Origin of the sequence: Rhizobium mulingense, assembly GCF_029194105.1 — a bacterium.
GTDB classification, from domain to species: domain Bacteria; phylum Pseudomonadota; class Alphaproteobacteria; order Rhizobiales; family Rhizobiaceae; genus Rhizobium; species Rhizobium mulingense.
Window position 1 is genome coordinate 263,336 of record NZ_JARFVE010000004.1, and the last position, 23,639, is coordinate 286,974.

At 59.0% G+C, this 23,639-nt stretch carries 26 protein-coding genes, 1 tRNA gene and 1 pseudogene; 15 read left to right on the forward strand and 13 right to left on the reverse strand.

Annotation, left to right across the window (positions count from 1 at the left end):
• Nucleotides 1–75: 75 nt before the first annotated feature.
• Together PYR71_RS10185 and PYR71_RS10190 are read right to left on the reverse strand one after the other, a co-directional pair.
• Nucleotides 76–1,701 (reverse strand): LA2681 family HEPN domain-containing protein, encoded by a 1,626-nt coding sequence (locus PYR71_RS10185; protein ID WP_275619240.1) that lies wholly within the window; start codon nt 1,699–1,701, stop codon nt 76–78.
• Between the two features lie 100 nt (nt 1,702–1,801).
• Nucleotides 1,802–3,124 carry a DUF5677 domain-containing protein gene (locus PYR71_RS10190; RefSeq protein ID WP_275619241.1) on the reverse strand — a complete coding sequence of 441 codons (1,323 nt, stop codon included), beginning with the start codon at nt 3,122–3,124 and terminating at the stop codon, nt 1,802–1,804.
• A 384-nt stretch (nt 3,125–3,508) separates the two neighbouring features.
• Here PYR71_RS10190 and PYR71_RS10195 point away from each other — a divergent pair, with 384 nt between their 5' ends.
• Nucleotides 3,509–5,842 carry a YecA family protein gene (locus PYR71_RS10195; RefSeq protein ID WP_275619242.1) on the forward strand — a complete coding sequence of 778 codons (2,334 nt, stop codon included), beginning with the start codon at nt 3,509–3,511 and terminating at the stop codon, nt 5,840–5,842.
• A gap of 110 nt (nt 5,843–5,952) precedes the next feature.
• Here the strand turns inward: PYR71_RS10195 and PYR71_RS10200 are convergent, their stop codons facing one another.
• Nucleotides 5,953–6,309 (reverse strand): hypothetical protein, encoded by a 357-nt coding sequence (locus PYR71_RS10200; protein ID WP_275619243.1) that lies wholly within the window; start codon nt 6,307–6,309, stop codon nt 5,953–5,955.
• The gene (locus PYR71_RS10205) at nt 6,306–6,716 is read right to left on the reverse strand and encodes a helix-turn-helix domain-containing protein (RefSeq protein ID WP_275619244.1); all 411 of its coding nucleotides are present in this window, start codon (nt 6,714–6,716) and stop codon (nt 6,306–6,308) included. The genes PYR71_RS10200 and PYR71_RS10205 overlap by 4 nt, the downstream gene beginning before the upstream one ends.
• 95 nt (nt 6,717–6,811) lie before the next feature.
• Here PYR71_RS10205 and PYR71_RS10210 point away from each other — a divergent pair, with 95 nt between their 5' ends.
• From PYR71_RS10210 to PYR71_RS30985, 3 genes and pseudogenes are all read left to right on the forward strand, one after another.
• Entirely contained in the window at nt 6,812–7,030 is a 219-nt protein-coding gene (locus tag PYR71_RS10210; protein WP_275619245.1) for a helix-turn-helix domain-containing protein, read from the forward strand.
• Between the two features lie 10 nt (nt 7,031–7,040).
• Nucleotides 7,041–7,307, forward strand: a complete 267-nt coding sequence (locus PYR71_RS10215) for a helix-turn-helix transcriptional regulator (RefSeq protein ID WP_058899290.1) — start codon at nt 7,041–7,043, stop codon at nt 7,305–7,307.
• Between the two features lie 601 nt (nt 7,308–7,908).
• A pseudogene (locus PYR71_RS30985) lies at nt 7,909–8,250 on the forward strand (tyrosine-type recombinase/integrase); the annotation flags it as partial.
• Between the two features lie 200 nt (nt 8,251–8,450).
• Here the strand turns inward: PYR71_RS30985 and PYR71_RS10220 are convergent.
• Nucleotides 8,451–8,526 (reverse strand) — tRNA-Ile (locus tag PYR71_RS10220).
• Nucleotides 8,527–8,746: 220 nt separating this feature from the next.
• Between PYR71_RS10220 and PYR71_RS10225 the strand changes: the two genes are divergently transcribed.
• Complete coding sequence (locus tag PYR71_RS10225) at nt 8,747–9,115, forward strand: response regulator (RefSeq protein WP_275619246.1); 369 nt, start codon at nt 8,747–8,749, stop codon at nt 9,113–9,115.
• A 95-nt stretch (nt 9,116–9,210) separates the two neighbouring features.
• On the opposite strand, the gene PYR71_RS10230 is transcribed toward PYR71_RS10225, so the two are convergent.
• The 3 genes from PYR71_RS10230 to PYR71_RS10240 form a co-directional block, all read right to left on the reverse strand.
• Nucleotides 9,211–9,402, reverse strand: a complete 192-nt coding sequence (locus tag PYR71_RS10230; protein WP_275619247.1) for a hypothetical protein — start codon at nt 9,400–9,402, stop codon at nt 9,211–9,213.
• Nucleotides 9,399–10,064 carry an acyl-homoserine-lactone synthase gene (locus PYR71_RS10235; RefSeq protein WP_037140360.1) on the reverse strand — a complete coding sequence of 222 codons (666 nt, stop codon included), beginning with the start codon at nt 10,062–10,064 and terminating at the stop codon, nt 9,399–9,401. The genes PYR71_RS10230 and PYR71_RS10235 overlap by 4 nt, the downstream gene beginning before the upstream one ends.
• 223 nt (nt 10,065–10,287) lie before the next feature.
• Nucleotides 10,288–11,013: a LuxR family transcriptional regulator gene (locus tag PYR71_RS10240; RefSeq protein WP_275619248.1), complete on the reverse strand. Its 726-nt coding sequence runs from the start codon at nt 11,011–11,013 to the stop codon at nt 10,288–10,290.
• Nucleotides 11,014–11,134: 121 nt separating this feature from the next.
• Here PYR71_RS10240 and PYR71_RS10245 point away from each other — a divergent pair, with 121 nt between their 5' ends.
• The gene (locus PYR71_RS10245; protein WP_183912587.1) at nt 11,135–11,329 is read left to right on the forward strand and encodes a hypothetical protein; all 195 of its coding nucleotides are present in this window, start codon (nt 11,135–11,137) and stop codon (nt 11,327–11,329) included.
• A gap of 780 nt (nt 11,330–12,109) precedes the next feature.
• On the opposite strand, the gene PYR71_RS10250 is transcribed toward PYR71_RS10245, so the two are convergent.
• The 3 genes from PYR71_RS10250 to PYR71_RS10260 form a co-directional block, all read right to left on the reverse strand.
• Complete coding sequence (locus tag PYR71_RS10250; RefSeq protein WP_275619249.1) at nt 12,110–12,406, reverse strand: GIY-YIG nuclease family protein; 297 nt, start codon at nt 12,404–12,406, stop codon at nt 12,110–12,112.
• A gap of 251 nt (nt 12,407–12,657) precedes the next feature.
• Complete coding sequence (locus PYR71_RS10255; protein WP_097578722.1) at nt 12,658–12,897, reverse strand: DUF2934 domain-containing protein; 240 nt, start codon at nt 12,895–12,897, stop codon at nt 12,658–12,660.
• Nucleotides 12,898–12,920: 23 nt separating this feature from the next.
• Nucleotides 12,921–13,127, reverse strand: coding sequence for a hypothetical protein (locus tag PYR71_RS10260; RefSeq protein ID WP_183913863.1), 207 nt, complete (start codon nt 13,125–13,127; stop codon nt 12,921–12,923).
• Between the two features lie 363 nt (nt 13,128–13,490).
• On the opposite strand from PYR71_RS10260, the gene PYR71_RS10265 reads away from it, so the two are divergent.
• Both PYR71_RS10265 and PYR71_RS10270 read left to right on the forward strand, forming a co-directional pair.
• Entirely contained in the window at nt 13,491–13,874 is a 384-nt protein-coding gene (locus PYR71_RS10265) for a BRA0787 family protein (RefSeq protein ID WP_183836963.1), read from the forward strand.
• Between the two features lie 414 nt (nt 13,875–14,288).
• Entirely contained in the window at nt 14,289–14,702 is a 414-nt protein-coding gene (locus PYR71_RS10270) for a DUF4174 domain-containing protein (protein WP_275619250.1), read from the forward strand.
• A gap of 43 nt (nt 14,703–14,745) precedes the next feature.
• Here the strand turns inward: PYR71_RS10270 and PYR71_RS10275 are convergent, their stop codons facing one another.
• Nucleotides 14,746–15,456, reverse strand: a complete 711-nt coding sequence (locus tag PYR71_RS10275; RefSeq protein ID WP_275619251.1) for a GntR family transcriptional regulator — start codon at nt 15,454–15,456, stop codon at nt 14,746–14,748.
• A 270-nt stretch (nt 15,457–15,726) separates the two neighbouring features.
• Between PYR71_RS10275 and PYR71_RS10280 the strand changes: the two genes are divergently transcribed.
• The 7 genes from PYR71_RS10280 to PYR71_RS10310 all read left to right on the forward strand — a co-directional run bounded on the left by PYR71_RS10280 (nt 15,727) and on the right by PYR71_RS10310 (nt 22,191).
• Complete coding sequence (locus PYR71_RS10280; RefSeq protein ID WP_275619252.1) at nt 15,727–16,815, forward strand: ABC transporter ATP-binding protein; 1,089 nt, start codon at nt 15,727–15,729, stop codon at nt 16,813–16,815.
• Between the two features lie 51 nt (nt 16,816–16,866).
• Nucleotides 16,867–18,165, forward strand: a complete 1,299-nt coding sequence (locus tag PYR71_RS10285) for an ABC transporter substrate-binding protein (protein WP_275619253.1) — start codon at nt 16,867–16,869, stop codon at nt 18,163–18,165.
• 351 nt (nt 18,166–18,516) lie between these two features.
• Nucleotides 18,517–19,425, forward strand: coding sequence for an ABC transporter permease (locus PYR71_RS10290; protein ID WP_275619254.1), 909 nt, complete (start codon nt 18,517–18,519; stop codon nt 19,423–19,425).
• 1 nt (nt 19,426) lies between these two features.
• On the forward strand, nt 19,427–20,248 hold the full coding sequence (locus PYR71_RS10295; protein WP_275619255.1) for an ABC transporter permease: 822 nt from the start codon (nt 19,427–19,429) through the stop codon (nt 20,246–20,248).
• A gap of 1 nt (nt 20,249) precedes the next feature.
• Entirely contained in the window at nt 20,250–20,993 is a 744-nt protein-coding gene (locus PYR71_RS10300; protein ID WP_275619256.1) for an aspartate/glutamate racemase family protein, read from the forward strand.
• Between the two features lie 2 nt (nt 20,994–20,995).
• A complete protein-coding gene (locus tag PYR71_RS10305) occupies nt 20,996–21,607 on the forward strand; it encodes a flavin reductase family protein (protein ID WP_275619257.1) in 612 nt (203 codons plus the stop codon).
• Nucleotides 21,608–21,696: 89 nt separating this feature from the next.
• The gene (locus PYR71_RS10310; RefSeq protein WP_275619258.1) at nt 21,697–22,191 is read left to right on the forward strand and encodes a heme-degrading domain-containing protein; all 495 of its coding nucleotides are present in this window, start codon (nt 21,697–21,699) and stop codon (nt 22,189–22,191) included.
• 67 nt (nt 22,192–22,258) lie between these two features.
• Here PYR71_RS10310 and PYR71_RS10315 read toward each other — a convergent pair whose 3' ends face one another.
• A complete protein-coding gene (locus PYR71_RS10315; protein ID WP_275619259.1) occupies nt 22,259–23,518 on the reverse strand; it encodes an AGE family epimerase/isomerase in 1,260 nt (419 codons plus the stop codon).
• Nucleotides 23,519–23,639 lie beyond the last annotated feature (121 nt).

The following is a 23,639-nucleotide window of genomic DNA, read 5'->3' on the forward strand; positions in this document are numbered from 1 at the left end:
AGCCCCTGCTAGCTCTCGCGTTTTCCGGACTTCGACACGGGTTACGCCATTTCCTACAAGGCGACTGCCGCGCCACTAAAACGACGGGTCACGACGTTTGCGGTGATCGTCGAGATCGTAAAGCGGCATCGACCCAACGACATGAGTATCAGCTCCACTTCGAGAGTGGGCCCGTTCCTCAACACCGATTGCCAATGCGAGGTGAATCAGTGCGGATCGCGCTATCTTCACCACACGAAGAGCCTTCGTTTCGAGAAGATCGCTGTCGATGGAAAGCCCCAGGCCATCGCTGCTTGGTGCCGCCCACATAAGCGTCCGTGCCCAGCCTTCATGGACCTGGAGGAATTTGTGTTCGAGAGTGTTACGGATGTCGTGCAGCTCTCGCGCATCGGGTCCGGTCGTTTGCTTAAGTTGATCGTCGAACAACTCCTTCGAAAGCCAGAAAAGTCCGCGCAGCGGCCAGTTCGGGTATTCTTTGAAGCGGTCGAGAAGCCGAGGCTTGCCTTCTGCCATCCAAACATTCTTGAAATTGATGCGATTACCGATTTTTCCCAGCTTCCAATAGTTGTCGACGAGGAACGCCACCTTGTCGAGCAGCGAATAGGCGATGCGATAGGCCGTGCGCACGCGTTCGGTAGCCAGCGAATGCATCGGATAGTCCAGCGTGTCGAACAACCTAACGCCACGATCAGAAAAGTGCAGCTTCGTGTCGTGTAAGCCCTCGTACAGCATGAAGCGAGCCGACGCATATTCCTGTTTCATCTGGTTAAAGAAACCGATCACTGGCGGCGGCGTCATGGCGCCCGGCCGCTCGTCGAACCTTTCGCTTATGGGCGGTAGGACGAGATCGTCACATGCCGCTCCCTCATGCGGCCCGAGGTCATTGAGCGGATTCAGGAATAAGCGGTGGTCTAGACACCACTGCCGGTACTTCTGCTCCGCTTTGCTGCGTCCGAGTGGTGGTACGTCGAGGCCCTGTAACTCGCGTATTCGATCCAGATTAACGGCCGCCGCATATGTTTTCGCCTCATCAGCGAACCTTTGTACCAATGCATCTGGATAAATGGAGTCGTATACCGCATCGGCGGCGGTAGCGGCGATCAATCCATCATGGGCGTGCAGCAATACGATCGCGCGTTCTCGATCGTCATCCAGTAACCCAGCATAATGCTTGAGGCCATAGCCACGATTGGCTTGCGCCATTGCAAACTTGGGGACGATGCCCAGCGCTGAGTCCCATCCTTCAATCGCGTCGATGAAGCGCCCCATGGTATTGAGTTGGTTCGCTCGATTGGTCAGGATCTGGCAGCGACGCAAGAAATCAAGTTCGGCAAAACCCGAATGGGCAACCGCGCGGGACAAGGCAAGAATCTGCTGCTCCCGTTCAGGATGCTCCCAAGCCCAAGATCCACGGCCGCCCGAAGTCTCCTCTTTCACTGCCCATGCATTGGCTCGGAAATATTCAAGGATCACTGAATCTCGTGCGTTCAGATTGCGTTTTGCGAACTCGTCGAGAAGGTAGATTGCACGGTCCGCGCCCCGCTCGAAACCCGCGTCATGTGAAGCATCGATTAACGTACCGACATGGTCGAGAGCAGCGGTGTCATCAAGCTTGACGATCGAGCGCTCGCGCAGTTTTTCGAGATTGTCACGCTCTACCTTTCTTTCCTGAGAGGGCCTATCCGAGGGCTGACGTTCCACTTTCGGTCTCCAACAAGTTATTCAGCTTGATCTGCTCAGCTTCAGAGATCCGCATGCGTTCAATACTGCAAGACACTTGCTGTGAATCGAAGGCTCGATCTTAGCTTTCGGCGTCTTTCACCGTCTCGGACAGTTGGTCCGCAACAAGGTTGAACGCCGTATGAGGTAGATTGAGACCGTAAACGTCATCAAAATGTCCGAACGTCTTGCTGAGATACTTCGACGCTAAGTACAGCCAGTTGATATCAACTGGCGCTGGAGCAATCGCTGCACCACGATGCCACCGATGAGCCGGGTTTTGGCAGTGGACCGTATTGAACATGCTCACGTGTGCCCAGTTTGAATGCACAACGCTACTAAAAGGCTGGTAGACGTAATTATAGAAATCGATAAAGCCAGCCTCCTCGGCCATCTTTCGAGTGTTGAGGCCGGACCAACTGCCGAGGTTCACCTCAACAAGAGCCTCAATCCGTTGCCCCGCTAGCCAGTCACTCCAAACCTCGATCATCTGCCGCAGTTCGTCAGCGTCGTTGGGGTCCGTCGCTGCCTCCAAAGCTCGTTTTTGATGGGCGATCTGCAGTTTAATTGCGCCTTGTCCATCCTCAACATACAGCCTAGCGCGTGGGCGAGGATCTTTGAGAATCCAGGCTAAATTAATGAAGACGTCGGCAACTGCGCGTAGCAGAATGGGCGCCGTGTGCGCCGTCCATATGCCTGGAGACGATGCTATTTCCATGGCCAGAGTCGCTTGACGGCAAAGGAGCGCCGTAACTACCTCGAAGACCTCAATTTCGTTTAGATCCAGCGGCCAGTTCGCCAGCCTGGCACGGAGATCTGCCCGCACCGCATTTTGATAGTCGACGATGAACTGCTCAAGCGGATCTTCACTATCGATAGTTTCGTCCTCGAGCGTATCGGGGAACAGACACGGACCGAAACCGGAAATATGGTCCCAAAATGCCTCAACCCACGGTGCGTCGTCTTCAAAGCCAGCGTCCTTAATATTCACTGCCATGAACAATGTCGGGGCAGCCGCTCGAAAAGCACCAGCAGCGCGACGCGATTCCTCCGTCTCTGGATAGCCACCAATAACCTTGAATCGTTCGATAAGGTCATCGATCAGATGCGCAGCGACATGGATTTTTCCTTGGTCGAGCCCCAACTCATATCCAAGGGCCGATGACAGCACGGCTGCGCGACTGTTGCGGTCGTAAAACTCGCGGAGCAGTTCAGGCAAGCGAGCATTTTGCCCCGAGACAGCATCCACTTTTCCTAGGAATGCCAAAGGATGGTCGGGCATTACGGCCGCCAGCGGAGCCAGAGATCGGCGGATGGCAGCTAGACTGCTCTGATCTAGTGTAGATATCACCGCTTCATTTACTGCGTCTGAAAGCTCCGCGAACGTGCTGAACTTGACGAACATGGGACATTCACCCCCATTCATCGCCGCACAAGCCGCTTGGCATAAAGTACGGGAATGGCCCCGAGCTGCCTCGTATCCACAATCGTCGATCAACAGACCAAGCCAGAGAGCCTCGGGCACAAGCTGACGGGTCCAGGAATATTGCGACAGTTTGCCTCCGAGCTTATGCAAAAAGGACGGCACGAGCTTACGTTTGACGGCTACATGGTCCTGCAAGACTGGCTTGCGTGTCTCGTTAGTCAACGCTCTTCCCTCGCTCTTGCCGGTCGAACAATCCCCATTTACGCATACCGACGATCACTACCGCTGCTAGCAATTACTTCCAGCACATCTAGGATGCATTGTGCAGTATTGTGATTCCAAAAATGTCAGGCACGGGAAGTTATGAACGAGAAAAAGCAAAAAGAGGCCGCCGCTTCCTTGTTAAAAGATATGGAAAAGACCGCAGCTCGAATGCGCGAGCTGATCGTTGCCATGCCCCCGCATGATCTGCTCGGCTACATCTACGCCCAGCACATGATGAAAGCAGTAGTGGGTCTTCATAAAGCCTCGACGGAAAACGGCGTGGAGGGCCCCGATGACACGATCAATGAAAATCAGTTCCTGCTGGAGTACGTACACGCAGTCTTGGCGTCAGATGCCGCTCCAGCTGACGTAAAATTCGATGAGTCGCGATGCGCCGAGCTATTTGAACTTGGCCGCAAGCTCCGGGAACAGGCCATGTTTTTCGGCATGGCCTCGTCCACCAACACAAAAGACGGGGTTTTCGGGCCTGATACGGCCGATATTGAGTTCCGCGCAAAATCGACGTGGGTACTGCTCCGTGGAAACCGCTATCAGGTCTTGGAAGGCGAATTCTACCATTACGTGCTCGCGCCTCACGATGATGTCCTGAAAGAGGTCTATGGCGTTGGCGCCGACAACATCGCTGCGGGGTTCCAGGATATGGCCGATGCTACACGTTCGGGGCATGCAGACGCCATAGGTGAGATGATGAAGCAATTCGAGGCGGCACAGGTGTTTGCAGCACAGCAGAAAAAGCCCCTGCAAGACGTGATGGAGGCGTGGGTTGCGACAAACCCGGACCAGTCGAAAGCCGCTGGGCAGGCAATGGATGATATGTTCCGGGGGGGCATCGCCAATGTAAGCCGTCATACGAACTTGCCGCCTAAGCTATTGGCGGATTTGGCGTATCAACGCGGTGAAGAAACCGAGTTTTTCGCTGCGGGCGACTTTGCAGGGACCCCTTATCGGACCCTCCCCGCCAGGAAGAAGCCCTTAATCCAACTTGGATCGGATTACTACGCCGTCGACCCCTGCTTCACGCGCGACGCGGGGTATCGTGCACTTCTCCACAACCTCCTGCAGCGAAAGCCGGACTACAAGAAGACTTTTGAAAGTCGGCAGAAGACGATGAGCGAAGCTGCCTTCGCCGACATTCTGGCCGCCCAGCTTCCCGGCGCCACGGTTTTCCAGGAGATCTACTACAAGGACCCCGCCAGCAAGCAGTGGTCCGAAAACGACACCCTTATCCTGATCGATGACGTTCTATTCTTGGTTGAAGCCAAGGCAGGAGCGGCCGCCACTATCGCGTCGCCTGCACTTGATTTCGGCCGCCATGCCCAGTCCGTACAGGACCTAGTATTCAAGGCCTACAAACAATGTGAGCGTTTCTTCAATTACCTGAATTCGGCGGATGAAGTGCCGCTCTATCATTTGCTAGACAGCAAATACGAGGAATGCGCACGAGTCCGCCGTTCAGACTACCGCGTAATGGTGCCGATCGGTCTGACGATCGAGTCTTTCTCTCCCTTTTCCGCATACTGCAAGGAACTATCGCAGGTTGAGCCACTTCTTGGGAAGTATGCCTTCGTTTCGCTGTCCATTGACGACCTATTCGTAATCAAACGACTCCTTCCCACCCCCGGCGAATTTGCCCACTATATGGAGGTGCGGCAGGCGGTAGCGGGGATGCGCCGGGCTCATCTGTTCGACGAGTTAGACCACTTGGGCGCGTACCTGAAGAAGAACCGCTTCGACCAGGACATTGCCAATCAGCTAAAGAGCGGTAAGGCAAACATGCTCCTCTGGGACGGCATGAGTGACATCGTCGACAGGAGTTTCGAGGGGGAAGACTGGGAAAGCGGTCCGTTTCCAACGCAGGACTTCCCGGAGGAGGTGCTGAAGCTGCTCAGAGCCCTTGATGCCACTCGAACACGCGGATGGCTTTCTGCAGAGAGCCATATCCGTGACTTTGGAGAGGATGGCCGGAATAATTTGGCCAAGATGTTGTCCGACCTTCGTCAAACCCTGAACCAGCATCCCGCTCGCTACTTTGTTATTTCCGGTGACGGCGAGCCGCTCTTCGTTTGGCTGCAACAACACGAGCATCAAATTGACTGGAGCAAGGTGAACGACAAGGCCAGCGCAGCTGCGTTGGCCGTCAAAGCTTCCAAGGCTATCGGCGTCGTGGCAGAGGTTAGTGCCGATGGAACCTACCACAGGGCGCAGTCTTTCACGGTCCACATACCGACAGCGCAAACGGAAGAAAATGCCCACGTTTTCGAGGACGCCGCGCGAATGGCTCAACCCGCACGGGCGCTAAATCTCAACCAGCTAAAAAATGTCATCTCTCCGGTGAAGACTAAGAAGCCCAGGCGGAATGATCCGTGCCCGTGCGGCAGCGGTTTAAAGTACAAGAGGTGTCATGGCCGTTAGGAGCGAACCGCATTGTGAGCAGGCGACCGACGCCAGCGTGCCGATCTCCGCACAGATGAATAATATCGTTCATAATCATACACTTATCATCTTGTTGAAGATGGAGCCATTCATCCGAATTGCCAGCTGCCAAAGCGGTCGTGAAAGCTTCTGATCCGAGTGAGCATCTTTCGACCTCGCAATGCAATCCCACATGAAAACAGCATCAGTGAAAAACTCAGCGTCGGAAGCAGCCAAGCAAGTGAAGAGCTTTGCCCATCAAACATGATGAGGAGAACCGCGCCGATCGCCGCGAAGAAGACCATCCCGAAATCGTATTGCTTTGAAAGGCTCGTGAGGCGGGCCGAATGCCGGGCATAGCGCAACTGCCTTGCCAACTTTCGTTTCTCGGATGCCAGTTGATCGCGCTGGCGTCCAAGCACGTATACGCCCTGCATTACCTGCTCTTCGAAGCTCGATTTACTCATATCGCTGACCTCAGATATTTTTCTGCAATTTCCTCTGTGAATTCGCCGTGTTGTTCGACGTAGTCGATTAGGAACCGGATGAGCTTCAAGCGCTTCTCCGGTTCCACCTGACAGTTTTCCCTTGCAATGAAAGCGTCAACCGCCCCCGTGACATGGTGATACAGGTCGACCTTGTCCCGATTGTAGGGGCTTCCTTCTCCCGTGAGCATCCACGCGGGATTCACGTTGAATTTCACATGCAGAAGGCGGAGAAGCTTCGCGGGCATCTCGCGATTTCCGCGCTCGTAAGTGTTGTAAGCGCTTTGCGACACCTCAAGCGCTTCGGCAAAGGGCACCTGCTTGAGCCCGGAATCCTTCCGAATTTTTCCGAGCCGTTGCCCCATCGCCTCCATGAATCCGTCTTGCATGAAAATATCTCGAATGCGATAAAATTGTTGCGGCTAGCGCGATTATATGATTCGTTCTGTCCTGTGTCGAATTATCTCTAGGGAGTTGAGCAGTTATGCAATCTCAGCTTTTATCACCGAAGCAATTGGCAGACCGCTCCGGATGGCCGGTCGCACGCATTCGCAATTTGATTGCGAAGCGGGAAATCCGGCATGTTCGGATCGGTGGGAGCCTCTTCCTGCCGGAAAATGCCGTCGATGAGTATCTGGCGGCCAATATGGTCGAGCCCAAGCAGAAGGCTTTGGCGCTTGCTGATAGCGCCTCAAGAACGTGAGGAGCGGCACATGAAGCAGCAAACTGAAGCGCTGGCCCCACGCCCTATTTACAAAGTCGCGGTAAGCCGCGTCCGTGCTGCGGAACTTCTCGACGTCTCGCCAGGCACCTTTGACGATTGGGTCCGCCGTGGCCTGATGCCCCGGGGCGTGAAGATCGGCGCGCTGCGCCGTTGGGATGCGGAGGAAATCCGCGCATCCTGGTTCGACATGAAGGAACAGGGCTTGAGCGGAGACGAAGACGATGGCGAAAACCCGTTTGATTACGCGGTCGGGTAAGCAGCGCGTCCCCTTCAAATATTGCTCGCGGGATATCGATCGGCACGGCAACGAGCGGTTCTATCTCCGCCTGCCAGGCATGCCGAAATACCGCATGACGTCCGCCTATCTGGACGAGGCGGGCAGCATCACCCAAGCGTTTACCGAGGAATATCATCGCGTGTTGGCTGGCGATCGTGGTGACAAAACTGTCCCGATTTCACGACTGGAGCCCGGTTCGGTTCGCTGGCTCGTAGAGACCCATTATCGATCCAAGGCGTTCCAAAGCCAGTCGCCAGCCACCCAGAAAGACAAAAAGAGCGTCCTCAATCGCTATTGCAGCAATGTGGGTGAGCTACCCTTCAAGAAAATCCGCAAATCGGACATCGAAGCCAGCCAAATGAAGCGTGTCGGCACGCCTGGCGCTGCTGACAAGCTGGTGAAGTATCTGAAGGCGCTCTTCAATTGGGCTATCAGCGCCGAGCTGGCGACGTTCAATCCCGCGAACGGCGTCACCAAAATTCATAAGTCGCCCGGCTTCCATACCTGGAGCGAAGCAGAGCTGGCGCGCTATCGCGCAGCCTATCCGCTCGGCTCGATGGCCCGGCTTGCAATGGAACTGATGCTGAATTTGGGCGTCAGACGCTCCGACCTCGTCAAGCTCGGTTGGCGGAACCTGGTCGGCGACCGTATCGAATTTATGCCGGAGAAGGGCTCCGGCAAATATGCGCAGTCCCTTAGCCTACCCGTCACAGACGAACTACGCGAGGCGCTGGAGGCGATCACGCATGATCAGCCAACGTTCCTTATCACCGAATACGGCAAGGCGTTCAGCGGAAATGGCTTCGGAAACAAGATGCGCCAGTGGTGCAATGATGCTGATTTACCGGAATGCTCGTCGCACGGCCTGAGAAAGGCGTCTGCGACGATCCTCGCCGAGGCCGGCGCGACCGAACATCAGTTGATGGCGATCTTCGGCTGGTCTGATTCCAAGATGGCGCAGCACTACACCAAGGCCGCCCAATCCAAGCGCATCATTGATGCCGGTTTCGAGCGCCGCAAAACCTACGTGGCCCGCAAAAATGTCCCACTTTCATCGAGCCGGAATTCCGGTGAGACAAAACAAGGAAAAAATGATGGAAAAACAACGTCCGAAGACAGAAATGGTGGGCCCGGAGGGACTCGAACCCCCAACCAAGCGGTTATGAGCCGCCGGCTCTAACCATTGAGCTACAGGCCCTGACGCCGGTGGCCGGCGCCGTGGTGCCGAAGATCGGCACCGTGATGCCGGGGCAATGGTTCCCGCAGCATTGGTTCGCTCTAGCCCAAATTGCAGGGAGCCACAAGCGGGCAGGGCAACATCTGTGGATGAAGCATGGTTCACGGGCCAAAGCACTGGAACCTTGGCGCGCGGGGTACATTTATTCGAATCAGATTCCGCTTGAAAAGGGCGTTTGCAGATGGTGGCTTCGAACAGGGCCGTAGTGCTCATCGTGGAGGATGAACCGCTGATCCGGTTCAATATCCTCGATGTGCTGGAGGATGTCGGACACGTGGCGCTGGAGGCGGCGAATGCCGATGAGGCGATGGTGGTGCTGCAGGGCCGGCAGGATGTCGATATCCTGTTCACCGACGTCAATATGGCCGGGTCGATGGACGGCATCCAGCTTGCCAAGCGGGTGAGGGCGATGCGGCCGAATATCGGCATCATCATCACCTCCGGCATGGTGCGGCTCGATCCGATGGCGCTGCCCGCCAACGCAGCCTTCCTGCCGAAACCCTATATGCACGATACGCTGATTACGACGATCGATTCGTTGATGACGTGATGCGCGCAGCCGCAAAACGGGGACAGGTTTTGCGGCTGCGCGCGAGGCGCCGGGAGCCATGCTCCTCTTCAGGCGGGGCGGAGGGAACCGCACCCTCAGCGGAAGCTGCTCTTCAGCGCCTCGTTCTCGTGCTGGGCCTTCTTTTCGTAAATCGTAAACAGAGCCATCGAGAGCAGATAGGAGAGGAAGGGATCTCCTATCTGCGTGGCGATGTCGCGGGATGCGAGCACGTGGCGCTCCAAGGCGCTGATATCTTTCTGCATTGCGGTTTCAACGAGGCGGTTCATGCTGCCATCTCCAGGAATTGCGTCACGACCGAGCGGGCCGGAACATGTCTGACATAAAGGGGTAGGGTCAGGCCGAGGGCGGCGCGCATCCTGCGCAGCACGCGATCCGACACTTCGAAGGCGCCGCAGCAGACGGGGTACTTGCCGTAGCCGTCTGCGCGGCCGAGTTCTTCCACTTCGGCGCCTGCGCGTTTGTAGACGCGCTTAAGATAGGGTTCGTAGTTGGAAATCATCGTATGGATGCCGTGATCGAGTGCGCATTCGCACAGCGCGAGGAGCATCATCGAAAAGGCGCGGCCGGCATCGATATTCGGGAAATCCTTGGCTATCGCCTCTTCATCGATGCACATGCGCGTGCCTTCCCAGATGCCGGGAGCAACGAGATCGGCGGCGGCGGGAAACGTCTCGCGGAAGACGTCGTAGAGCAGGGTCGGGCCGGTCGTCGGCATCAGGCGCATGCCACCGTAAAGGCGGGTGCGGCTGTCGTTGCACCAGACGAGATAGGCCGGGGCGAGCGCATCATAGCTGTCGCGTTCGTAGGGGCCGATGACGGGAACGTCCCAGCCGAGCGTATCGGCGAAGACCTTCTTGCGCAGGCGGAACATCTGGTCGAGTACGGCAGCGTATTTCTGATACTCATGCGCCTGAATGATAACGAACATTTTGCCCTCCAGCGTTTGCAGTTCGTGGAAGGCACAATGGTTCAGGCGTGCCGCATCGGAAATTCCCTCAGATAGGCCCCCCCAGATGTGGGGATTAGCCCAAAAGTATGGGGATTGGGGTTAGGCCCTGCGCAAGCAAGGCGCTGAAGCACGGCAACGCTTCACGTCTTCTTGAATCTCGCTTGCGAAAACAGGGGCGGGGATCGAGGAAAACGGAAATGCGCTATGGATTGATGATGCGCAGCTGCACGGCCCGCGAGGCGGCCGCCGAGATCGTCGCACAGCCGAGCTTGAAGCGGGCGGTCTTCAGATAGTCGCGGGTGGTGTGCTCTGAAATGCCCAATATCACCGAGATATCCTTGTAATCCTTGCCGAGTGCGGTCCAGTGCAGGCACTCGATCTCGCGTGGCGACAATGTCGGCACCGGATCGTTCTCGCCATAGAGCTCATAGACGGCCTTGCGGTGGATCAGATGGGCGATCTCGATCCATTCGTTGCGGTAGCGGCGCACGAGTTCGGCCCATTCCTCGGCCGGAATGCGGGCGTTCATTGACAGCAGCGCGCGGCGCTGCGCCTTGTCGGCGACGGGGATGGAATAGCCGTTGCCGCCGATGCCGTGCTTCTGGGCGTCGACCAGCATGGCATAGGCCTCCGGCGTCGGCTCGACCTCGCTCCAGTCGAAGGGCAGCTGGCGTTCGAAGCCCTGCTTGACGATCGGATCGACTTTCACATAGCTGTTCAGGAGGTAGCGCGAGACCCAGGCATCCGGATAGGTTGTGCGCACGAAGGGGGAATCGATCTTGCTCGCAATGGTTTGGGCGAGATGGTAGGTGACGAAATCGAGGCCGTATTCCGCCTGGAGAATACGGATGGCGGCATCCACATTGGGCGCAGCCTTGATCTGTTCGAAAGCGGATTCGAACTTGTCGCTGTAAGTACTCTCGTTCATTTCCATCGTCCCACTTGCCTCAATCCTACCGTGAGTACCGTCTAAAATACAAGGCATCCCCACATATGCGGGAGTGACAATCCGGGCACCACCTGATAGCGCCTTCATAGGGAGGCCTCATATGGACAGCACGAGACCATTCGAGATTGCCGAATGCCAACAGGCCGCCAAAGGCCTGAAATCCAGCTGGCAGGACATGGCAGGTTCCGAAGCCTTGATCCGCGCCCTCGTTGCCGAACGCAACGGCGACAGTCCGCTGGCGCTGTTCTGGACCGAGGTCCATCGGGCGCTTTGCCAGGAACGCAAGGCTTTCTGACAAGTCTGCCCCGGCGGACGATTTCAGTCTTTTCCCCGATATGACAGCATCGGCTGGCATTGAAACCGGCCCCCCGGCAAGATGAAACCCGCGCTCCGCCATGAGTCGGTTTTCATTCCTACCCGTTTCCGATTTTGCAAAGAGGGTGTCGAGCGGCAATGTCGCCGGCGGGGAGGGGGATAGCGTTTATCCCCCGTCTTTGTGCCAATATGCTTGACGAAGCGTTTCGAGCGGGAACAGTTGGCGTTCCCGCAAGTGGCTGCACTGTGCCATTACTGACACTTCCTGGCGAAAGAGCGAGATTTCCATCGGTCGGCTTGGAAAGCATTACTCCGCGAGAGCGGCACTCGTTAAGCTCTCCCGCCCGCCGGTGAGACAGTTGGGCCCCTGTCTCCACCCTCTGGTTGCACGGGCCGCAGCCTCTCTCCGCCCTCATCCTGAGGTGCCCCGCAGGGGCCTCGAAGGACGAGGGTCGGCCACCATGTCTACTCCGGCAATGGATACGCTTAAAGCGCTGAGCCACCCGCCCCCGTCCTTCGAGGCTCCAGCCTTCGGCCTACGCACCTCAGGATGAGGGCTGATCGCGGTGCCGCGCGGCAGGTGGGCTGATCGAGGTGAGGTGTCAATGTCAAGGGCTCTGGCTTGCCGCTCCGCCTCCCGTTGAGGCTGGCCGCTCTCTCTGCCCTCCGGTGGAGGCAGGTCAGGCCCTCTCTCCGCCCTCATCCTGAGGTGCCCCGCAGGGGCCTCGAAGGACGAGGGTCGGCCACCCGGGCCACCCGCTCACTCGGCCCTGACCGGTCCGCGTTTCGACAGATCCGGCAAGGTCTCGTATTCCAAGGCAATCAACGCTTCCTTCTTGCGGCGCGACCAGCCCTTGATCTGCCGCTCGCAGGCGATGGCGTCGATGATGCTGTCATAGGTTTCGGTAAAGACGAGTTCGACGGGGAGGCGCTTGGAGGTGTAGCCGTCATAGGTTCCGGCATTGTGCTCCCAGACACGCGCCTCGATCTCCTGCTTGGTGAGGCCGGTATAGTATGAGCCGTCGCTGCAGCGGAGGATGTAGACGGTGACTTCCATGACGGCAGGCTAGCATGGGGAGTGAACGGGCAGCAATCGGGCGGCGCTGGATTGGCCTGCCCCCGTCCTTCGAGGCTCCGCCCTTCGGGCTGCGGGTGGCCAACCTCATCCTGAGGTGCCCCGCAGGGGCCTCGAAGGACGAGGGTTGGCCACCGGCGTCTGCTCCGGCAATAAATGTGGGTTGAAGCGCCCAGCCCCCCCGCTGGTCGAGGTGCGTGTGGCTGGGCTGATTGTTAAATCGTATGCCCCCCTCAACCGACCTTTGTCGAAGGATTGATCCAATCCTGGCGCGGCAGTTCCGGCCGTGGCGGCTTCGGACGGAATTTGACCAGCACCTCGCGGCCGTCGATCGAGGCCTGCGTGCGTTCCAGCGCGTCGCGCTCGGCAACCGCCTGGCGCCAGTGTTCGTCGTCCCGGCCGTCAGGGCGGCCCTGTTCCTCCCAGATCGCGTAGGCCCGCTTGCTGATCCATTCGTGGCGTCTGTCGCTCATCATATCGGTTCCCGTAAAAGGCGTTATTGGGCAATTCTGTCCGGCAGAACAGGCGCGCGGCGCTTGGCTGCCATCAGCAAATCGAGTTCAATCGAGGAAGGTCCGAAACGGGTGAACAGGCTTTCGGCCTGCTCCCTGCGCAGGCCATATTTGGCGGCGAATTCGTCGAGACTATAGGGGCGGCCGCGCAGGACCCTGGCCCGCCGCTCCGGTTCACGGATTTGCGTCATTGGTTGATAACCCCATCTACTTTTGCGAAATGCGGGAACAAAACAGATTACAGCCGCAAAAGTTCCGTGATTTTTCACGGTTTTTTCGGCCTTTTGCACTATTCCGGAGCGTTCTGGCGCGGCTGAGATGGATTTTCAATAATGCCGAGTGTTGAGAAAATTTCGCCTAAAACATGCAGGAATTTCATACCGTTAAGCAAACGGCTTCCGTTTCGGCGGAGAAATGGGCTTTATCCCAGGCGCGTTACTCTATAGAATCAATCGTGTTATTCGGTCCCGCGAGGGGCAAAAAGCTGCGTTCCCCGCACCGAAGCCGACCGATCCAGGAGGACCTTGGCTTCAATCCATCAAGAGGAGACAGACATGATGAATGCCCTGCCGCCACTTCATGACGGCCACGCGCCGTTTACCCTCCAGCAGCTGTTCCGCGAAGCACTTTACGCCTTCGAGGAATGGGACAGTGAATTGACCGAACCGATCGTGACCCACGAAGGACGGGTCATCCCGATCAGCTTCGTTTTCGAAGCCATGCGCGAATGCACCGACATTGTGCCGATGAATATAGTCGGCGCCGTCACCGAGCGGCTGACCAAGCCGTGGGAAGGCGAAGGTCCGCTCGACCAGATGACCTTCTCGACGGCGGCACGCGTCATGCGCGTGCTGGTGCGCAAACGTCTTCTCGCCAACGGCACGGCGGATCTCGTCGCCGTTTCGGCGCATGCGGCCGAAGACCAAAGCCGCGACTGACAGGCAAAGGATCGACACGCATATCGCGCAAAACTGTGCGACCGTTTTGCGATAACGGCATGCGAGAAAATAAACACCTAAAGCGCAAGAGCGAATCTCAAAGATCGCGACGCGCTTTAGAGCATGTCGCGCAAAAGCGTGCAGCGGTTTTGCGATTACGACATGCTGGAATCAAGGACCTAAAGCGTGACAAGCGAATCTAAAGTTCGCGACACGCTTTAGGCCTGCGCTCCTTTTCTGTTTCGGCGGAACCTCCCTTATTCCCAGCCGTTTATTTCCATATCCCAATTCACACCTGGATTGGGAATTATTCAGTCATTCAGCGCGTTACAGCGTTCTCTGCGCCTCTTCGCAAGGGCGCTGGAAATGCGACAGACACAGCCCGTAGCAAGATGACGGGCGAGGAATAGCACCATGCTGAAATCGATCGTTCAAGAAATCATCGGCACACCGCGGCGTGAGCCGGAACTTCCGCAATCGCTCGAACAGTGTCGCGACAACAAGCGGGTACTGATCATCTTCGCCGATGCGCAGGACGATCGCGCTGTGATCCAGGACGAATGGTTGCGGAACGCCCATATGCGTCTCATCGAAGAAGATGTCGAAGTGTTCATCATTGCCGGCGGCGGCGCCTTCTCGCTGTTCGACGATGCCTGGGAGCTTGATGCCGACGATGTAAGAGAGCGGCTGCAGGGGCCGCCGTCGGGCGAGTTCGGGCTGATCCTGATCGGGCGTGACGGAACGGTGAAGCTGCGTTCGAGCGAGCCGCGCACGGCCGAGGAGATTTTCGAGGCTCTGGACAGCCTGCCGAAGGCGACGCCCTGGTGACTGCCGCGCGGTGTGGCTGAAGGCAGCCGCGCGGGCGCTCCCGTCAGAGTTCGAACGCCTCCTTGAGGCCGAGGCTTTTACGCTCGCGCAGGTCGAGATCGGCCTCGATGTGGGCGATGTGATGCAGCATCAGCTGGCAGGCCCGGTCGAGATCGTCGGTTTCGATCGCCGCAATGATGTCGCCATGTTCGGAATGGCCGCAGCTTGAGGCCGTCGACTGGCCGTAAAGCGCGATCACCAGCGACGAGCGGGCGACGAGCTCCTCCATGAAGCGCTGCATGATCGCATTGCCGGAGATTTCCGCCAGCATCAGATGGAAATCGCCTGACGCCTTAATCTCGGCGCGCCGCGCCGTCTGGCCGGGCTCGCTCATCAGTCGGCCTTCCTCCAGCAGAAGCTGTCTCAACTGGCTGATGTCGGCGGGCGTGATCCGCGTTGCCGCCTCGCGCAATATGCCCGGCTCGACCAGGCGGCGGGCGGCAAAGATCTGGCGGGCCTCGTCGGGGGAGGGATAGGCGACGAAGGCGCCGCGGTTCTTCTCGACGCTGACGAGACCCTCATAGGAGAGCGCCTGGAGGGCGGCGCGGGCAAGCGTGCGGCTGACGTTGAAAAGATTGCCGACTTCGCTTTCGGAAAGCTTGGTGCCGGGGGAAAGCCTACGCTCGACGATCGCCTCGCGAATGGCGTCGCGGATCTGCTGCGCGCCGGTTTCGGCGGAGTCTTCGGCCTGTTGAGCCTTGACGGCGGATTTCATGAAATTCCTGTTCCCTGATGACGGGCAAACCATATCCGGCTTCGCGGTAAAAGTTAAACGGAATTTGTGACCGAAGCGGCGGCGAAATTGTATACAATTTTTTGCGCAAATTGCGAACAATAGCCTAAATGATGTGCAGACGATGCCGTGCTCATAATTTGCTCTTGCCGGGACGTTTTCGGTGAGGTCGTTAATTTACAATAGTTTGAGCTGCTGAAGTCGGATTGGCACGGCAGATGCATCGTCTTCTTCCAAACAGGGGAAGGCATGATGTCGAAAGCGGCAGAGATCGATATAGTATCCGTTTCGAAGGTCTATGGGGCGACAACCGCTGTCCATGGCATCAGCCTGAAGATTCCGGCCGGCTCCTATTGCTGCTTCCTCGGACCGTCGGGCTGCGGCAAGACCTCGACGCTGCGCATGATCGCCGGCCACGAGAGCATTTCGTCCGGCGATATCCGGCTCGGCAATACTGTCGTCACCGACTTTCCGCCGGCAAAGCGCGGCACGGCGATGATGTTCCAGTCCTATGCGCTGTTCCCGCATCTCGACCTGATCGACAATGTCGCCTTCAGCCTGAAGATGAAGGGCGTCGACAAGACGGAGCGGCGGGCCAAGGCGCTCGAAATGCTGAAGCTGATGCAGATGGAGTCCTATGCCAGCAGGCGCCCGGCCCAGCTTTCCGGCGGCCAGCAGCAGCGTGTGGCGCTGGCGCGCGCTTTGATCACCGATCCGGAGGCGCTGCTGCTCGACGAGCCGCTGTCGGCGCTCGATCCGTTCCTGAAAATCCGTATGCGCGCCGAACTCAAGAAGCTGCAGAAAGCACTCGGCATCACCTTCGTGCACGTCACCCATAGCCAGGAAGAGGCGATGGCGCTCGCCGATATCATGGTCATCATGAATGACGGCCGGATCGAGCAGGCGGCGGCCCCGCGCGAGGTCTTCGAGAAGCCGGCGACTGCCTTCGTCGCCCGCTTCATGGGCGATCACAATGTGCTCACCGGCCGGGTGACATCGAGCGCGGACGGCGTGCTCGTCATGACCGTGCCGGAGGGGCAGAGCTTTTCTGTGCGCGGGGCGGGCAAGGCGGTCGGTGTATCAGTCGATATCGGCATCCGCACCGACCGCGTGCGGCTGCAGGTGGCGAGCGAATGGACGCTCGGCTTCAACGGCATCGTCTCCAACGTCGAATATCGCGGCTCTTCGGTGAAGATCACCGTCGTCGGCGCCGGTAGCGACGACTTCACCGTCATAACCGACGATAGCGATTATTTCGCTCGGCCGGTCGCCGTCGGCGAGACCGTCGCGCTCAGCTGGGAACTCGATGACGCCGTGCTTCTTGGCCGCTCTTCCGCATGAACCATCATCATCAACAACCAACCTTCCGCGTCAACAAAAAGGGGAACTGACATGACGACTGAAACGACATCGACCAAGACTGCGAAGGGCCTGTCCCGCCGCACGCTGCTGAAGACGGGTGCCGCCGCCGTCGGCGCCATCGCCGGCTCCGGCGCCATCACCGGCTTTCCCACCATCTGGGCGAAGACGAACATCACGCTTCGCCAGTTCGGCACCGGCGTTTCCAACATCAATGCCATCGCCGAGAAGTGCAAAGCCGATCTCGGCATCACCCTGGAGATGACGGCAACCGATTCCGACGCCGCCGCCCAGCGCGCCGTCACCCAGCCCGACAGCTACGACATTGCCGACATCGAATACTGGATCGCCAAGAAGGTGTTCCCGACGGGCGTGCTGCAGCCGATGGATGTTAAGAAGCTGAAATATTACGACAAGATCGTGCCGCTGTTCATCAACGGCAAGATGAAGCCGGACAGCGTCATCGCCCAGGGCACGGCGCCGCACACGGTCGGCTTCGTCGAGGCGCAGGGCTCCAAGAAGTTCGCCAAGGAGCCGACGCAGTGGATGACGATGGTTCCGACCATCTACAACGCCGATACGCTCGGCATCCGCCCGGACCTCGTCGGCCGCGACATCACCAGCTGGGCCGATATCATGGACCCGAAGTTCAAGGGCAAGACCTCGATCCTCAACATCCCGTCGATCGGCATCATGGATGCGGCAATGATCATGGAAGCCATGGGCAACATCAAATATGCCGACAAAGGCAATATGACCAAGGAAGAGATCGACAAGACGATCGAATTCCTGATCAAGGCCAAGGGCGACGGCCAGTTCCGCGCCTTCTGGAAGAGCTTCGACGAGTCGGTCAACCTGATGGCATCGGGCGAAGTCGTCATCCAGTCCATGTGGTCGCCGGCTGTCGCCGCCGTCCGCTCCAAGGGCATCGCCTGCAAATATCAGCCGCTCAAGGAAGGTTACCGCGCCTGGGGCGGCGGCCTCGGCCTTGCCTCGCATCTGAAGGGCGCCGAGCTCGATGCGGCCTACGAATATATCAACTGGTACACATCAGGCTGGGTCGGCGGCTATCTCAACCGCCAGGGCTACTACTCCGCCTGCATGGAGACCGCCAAGAACTTCATGACGGCAGACGAATGGGGCTACTGGATCGAGGGCAAGCCGGCTGAGGGCGATATCCTGTCGCCCGAAGGCAAGGTCATGGAGAAGGCAGGAGCCGTGCGCGACGGCGGCGCCTTCGAAGCCCGCATGGGTGCTGTGGCCTGCTGGAACTCCGTGATGGACGAAGACCGCTACATGGTCCGCCGCTGGAACGAGTTCATCGCGGCGTAAGCGATTGCCGCTTTCCCCTCCCCAACCCTCCCCACAAGGGGCAGGGAGTCCGGCGAGGGCGCGGCAAAAAAGACTCCCTCCCCCTTGTGGGGAGGGTTGGGGAGGGGTCTTTCTTGAGCATTGTCTTTCGCTGATGCTCAAGACGTCGCTTCGCTCCGCCCCCTCATCTGCCCTTCGGGCATCTTCTCCCCGCTGGGGAGAAGAGTTTGCGGCTGGCCGCGTGACGATAGCGAAGTTGTGGCGGCGGGGACGCTGCCACGATTCTCTTCTCCCCAGCGGGGAGAAGGTGCCGGCGGGCGGATGAGGGGGCTCCTTGCCCGACCTGCATAATGAGGAAACGGAGAACCGATCATGGCGACCATCGCAGCGGCAACGGAAGACAGCAAGCAGCCTACACGCCGCGCCTTCCGTCTCTCCCCCTCCGCCATCTCCTACCTGCAGGCGACACCGCTGATCGCCATTCTCGGCTTCTTCTTCCTGCTGCCGATCGCCATGATCGCCGTCGTCAGCTTCTGGGACTACGATTTCGCCGGCCTCTATCCCGACTTCCTCACCATGAACTACACCGATACGCTCGGTTCCTGGGTGACGTGGAAGACCTATCTCAACACGCTGAAATTCACCGCCATCGTCTGGGGGCTGACGCTTCTCATCGGTTTCTGGGTCGCCTATTTCCTGGCCTTTCACATCCGCAAGACCTCGACGCAGATGATCCTATTCCTCGTCTGCACCGTGCCGTTCATGACCTCGAACATCATCCGCATGATCTCCTGGATCCCGGTCCTCGGTCGCAATGGCCTCGTCAATTCGACGCTGATTAAGTTGGGCGTCATCCCGCAGCCGATCGAATGGCTGCTCTATTCGGATTTCGCCGTCGTGCTCGCGATGGTGCATCTCTATACGCTGTTCATGGTGACGCCGATCTTCAACACGCTGATGCGCATCGACCGGTCGCTGTTCGAGGCGGCGCGAGATGCCGGCGCTTCCGGCTGGCAGGTGCTGTGGAATGTCGTCATTCCGCTGGTCAAGCCCGGCATGGCGATCGGCACGATCTTCGTCGTCACCCTCGTCATGGCCGATTTCTCGACGGTGCAGGTGATGTCCGGCGGCCAGAGCGCCTCGGTGGCGCTGATGATGAAGAACCAGATGTCGCTGCTGCAATATCCGGCAGCTGCCGCCAATGCTGTCGTGCTGCTTGCCGTCGTGCTGCTGATGGTCGCGGCTATCCTGCGCGTCGTTGACATCCGCAAGGAGCTTTGAGATGAACCACGAAAAACGCGGCCTCGAATTCTATCTGCTCGCGATCTTCTTCATCATCTTCGTGCTATTCCTCTACGGCCCGCTCTCGGCGATCCTGATCCTCTCCTTCCAGGGGCCGGACGGTGGCCTGACCTTCCCGATGAATGGCGTTTCCACGCACTGGTTCTTCAACCTCTTCGAAAAGCAGGCGGTCGGCGATTTCGGCGCCTCCTTCCGGCGCTCGTTCTCGCTCGGGCTGATGGTGATGGTCGTGACCGTCACCGTGTCGCTGCTTGCCGGCCTTGCCTTCCGCCGCCGCTTCCGCGGTTCGACCGTGCTGTTCTACGCGACGGTCGCGAGCCTCGTCGTGCCGTCGATCATCGTCTCGCTCGGAATCGGCGTCGTCTTCCAGGAGGGAGGGTTGAAGCCTGCCTGGTATTCCTCGGCCTTCGGCGCGCATCTGACTTGGACGCTGCCCTTCGGCGTGCTGATCATGTTTGCCGTCTTCAATCGCTTCTCGCCGGCCTATGAAGAGGCGGCGCGCGACCTCGGCGCCAGCTCCTGGCAGACCTTCCGCCATGTCGTGCTGCCGATGATCGCGCCGAGCCTGATCGGCGTCGGCCTGTTCGGCTTTACACTTTCCTATGACGAATTTGCCCGCACGCTGATGACGTCTGGGACTTACAATACGCTGCCGCTCGAAATCTACGGCATGACGACCAATGTCACGACGCCGGTGCTCTATGCGCTCGGCACGGTGACGACAATGTTTTCCTTCACCATCATTCTCATCGCCCTTGGCATCATGACGATGCTCAGCCGGCGGCAGGCAAAGATCAACTGACATGCGCATTCTCATCGTCAATCCGAACACCACCGCCTCCATGACCGAGAAGGCGGCGACCGCGGCGCGTGTGGTGGCCGCATCCGGGACGGAAATCATCGCCGCCACCTCGCGCATGGGACCGGTCTCCATCGAGGGCCATTATGACGGGGCGCTGGCGATCCCCGGACTGCTTTCCGAACTGAAGGAGCGGCAGGCGGCGGGCTATGACGCGGCCGTCATCGCCTGCTTCGACGATACCGGCCTCGAAGCGGCACGGAGCTTGGCCGATGTCCCGATCCTCGGGCTCTGCGAATCTGCGATCGCAACGGCGGGCTTCTTGGCGCAGCGTTTTACCGTGGTGACGACGCTGGAGCGCTCGCGGGTGCTGATCGACAATCTGGTGCGCCGCTACGGCATGGGCGAGCGCGCCAAGGTGCGGGCTTCCGACATTCCGGTGCTGGAATTAGAGAACGCGGCCTCGGGCGCGATCGGCAAGCTTCGGGCAGAGATCGAGCGGGCGCTGACCGAGGACGGCGCCGAGGCTATCGTGCTCGGCTGCGCCGGCATGACGGATCTGGCGCGTCAACTTCAGGAGATCTACGGCGTGCCCGTCGTCGACGGTGTCTCGGCCGCCGTCAAGCAGGCCGAGGCGCTGGTCTCCCTCGGGCTTTCCACCAGCAAGCGCGGCTCCTACGCCTCGCCGCTGCCGAAACCTTTCATGGGGGCGATGAGCGCCTTCTCGCCGATCCGCTCGGACGGTTGATCATGGCGGTTTCCTTCGATTTCAAAGAGCTTTCCGAACGCGAGCGCTACAAGCTGATGATCAGCACGATCATCCCGCGGCCGATCGCGCTGGTGACGACGGTTGACGAACATGGGCGGATCAATGCCGCGCCCTTCAGCTTCTTCAATTGCCTTTCGGCCGATCCGCCGATTCTGGCGATCGGCGTCGAAAACAATGCCGACATGTCGTTCAAGGACACCGGTCACAATATCCGCATGACCGAGGTTTTTACCGTCAACATCGTCTCCTTCGCCATCGCCGAGGCGATGCATGTCTGCGGTGCCCGCTATCCGCGCGGCGTCGATGAACTGAAGGAGGCAGGCTTGACGGCGATGCCGGGCGAGAAGGTGGCGTCACCCTATATCGCCGAGACGCCGGCCGCCTTCGAATGCCGGCGGCATGTGACGCTGGAGCTTGGTCGCTCGCGGCAGATCGTCATGGGTGAGATCGTCTATGCACATTACCGCGACGGTGTCGTCGATCCGCAGCGGCTGCATGTCGATCCGGCCGCGATCGATGCCATTGCGCGCCTCGGCGGCGATACCTGTGCCACAACACGCGACCGTTTCGAGATGCTGACGCCTAAGCTTTGACATCAGGGCAGGTCCAAGTTTTGCTTTACTTTTTCGCCTCCGGCGAGAATGGTCTGCAGCGGATCATTGCGGCAGAGGAGCGCCTTATCATGACACTCGACGACGATCTCAACCGGATCGCGGAGCAGGAAAAAGCGCTGAGCTTCGATGCCTTCGACCTGACGACGGCATGGCAGCTCGGCAAACTCCTGCAGGAACTCGCCACCGAGCGCGGCCTCGGTGTCGCAATTGATGTGACCCTTCATTCGATGCCGGTCTTCTATGCAGCGCTGCCCGGCGTGACGCCCGACAACGTCAACTGGGTTCGCCGCAAGCGCAACATGGTGCTGCGCTATTTCCGCAGCAGCTATGCCTCGGGCCTGAAGCTGAAAAAAGACGGCAAGACCGTCGAGGACAACGGACTTTCCGGCGACGATTATGCGCCTCATGGCGGCAGTTTCCCGATCAACGTCAAGGGCACCGGCTGCATCGGCGCCGTCACCGTCTCCGGCCTGCCGCAGCGCGACGACCACAATCTCGTGGTCGAAGCGCTGGCGCTGATGCTGGCGAAGGATCTCGATACGTTGCGGCTCTCTCCGCTGTGACGCGGCCGCATCTGCCGGAACAATCCGAGCGCCGGCCTGCCGGCGCTCGCTGCTGCTGAGACAGCCGTCAGACCCTGCCGCCGGCCTCGGCGATGCCCTTCGTCAGGCTGCCGGTTGCCGGGAAGAGCGGGATAAGGCAGGCCTGCAGCGCGTGATAGATGTCACCCTTGCCTGGGAAGAGCGAATGTGAGGGGACGAGATCCTCCGTCAGTTCCTCGTGCCAGCCGCCGTTCTTGTGGTCGATGAAGGCGCGTTCGATCACGTTCCAGATCTTGCGGTAGCATTCCTCGTGATAGTCGCTCGGCAGATGCTCGTTGAGGAAATGGGCGGCGGCGGCACCCTCGCAGGCCGGCCACCAGAGCTTGTTCCGCTTGGCGGGCTTGTCGTCCCAGTTGAGCGTATAGAAGAAGCCGCCCTTGTGACTGTCCCAGCCGAGTGCCATCGACTGCTCGAAGAGGGCCTTCGCCGCATCCGGCATCCATTCGATGCGTTTGCCGCCGAGCACCCAGAGCTGCAGGATGAGACGGGCCCATTCCAGCCAGTGGCCGGGCGTCGTGCCGGCCGGGCGGAACATTTCGTTCGGATGATAATATTGCTTGTCGAGCTTCCATTCGGCGTCGAAGTGTTCGGCGACGCGCCAGTCCACCGAGCCGGCCGCACGGCGGATGAGGAGATCGGCGATGCTTTCGGCCTTGGCCAGATATTGCTTGTCGCCGGTCGCCTCGAAGGCGGCCATCAGCGCTTCAGTGAGGTGCATGTTGGAGTTCTGGCCGCGATAGGCGCCGCCGTCGAGCGGCTGCCAGTCGGCGGTGAACTCCTCGGCGATCGCGCCGTGGCGCGGTTCCCAGAACTTGGTGTTCAGGATCTCGGTGATGTCGGCGAGCATGCCGTCGGCGAGCGGATGGCCGATCGTCTTGGCGGATGAGGCGGCGAGCAGCACGAAGGCGTGGCCGTAGCCCTGCTTGTTGGTGTCGACCGGACCATTCTTGTCGAGCGACCAGAAATAGCCGCCATTGTTCCGGTCGCGGTGATTGTTCCAGAGATAGTCCATGCCGTGGTCGACGACGTCGGCAGCACCCGGACGGCCGAGCAGGGCGCCGATGGCAAAACAATGTACGGCGCGCGCTGCGATATGGATATTGCGAATCTGACCCTCGGCGTCGAGCGGCTTGCCGGTATCGTCGAGATCGTAGAAGCCGCCCTTGGGATTGACCGAATTGTGCTGGAAGAAATCGAAGAGCCCGTCTGCCTGGTCAAGCAGCCAGGCGCGGTGATAGGCGCGGCTCGTCCAGTTTCCAAGCGCGGCGTTACCGGTTGCGGGTGCCATGATACTCCTCCGATTTCGTGGGCAATGCGTATCAATTGCCTATATAGAGGCCGTTCAAGCCTGTCATCTGGCGAGGCTTGCAAAGCACGAAATCGACAGGCATATATTGACATAAAGATAT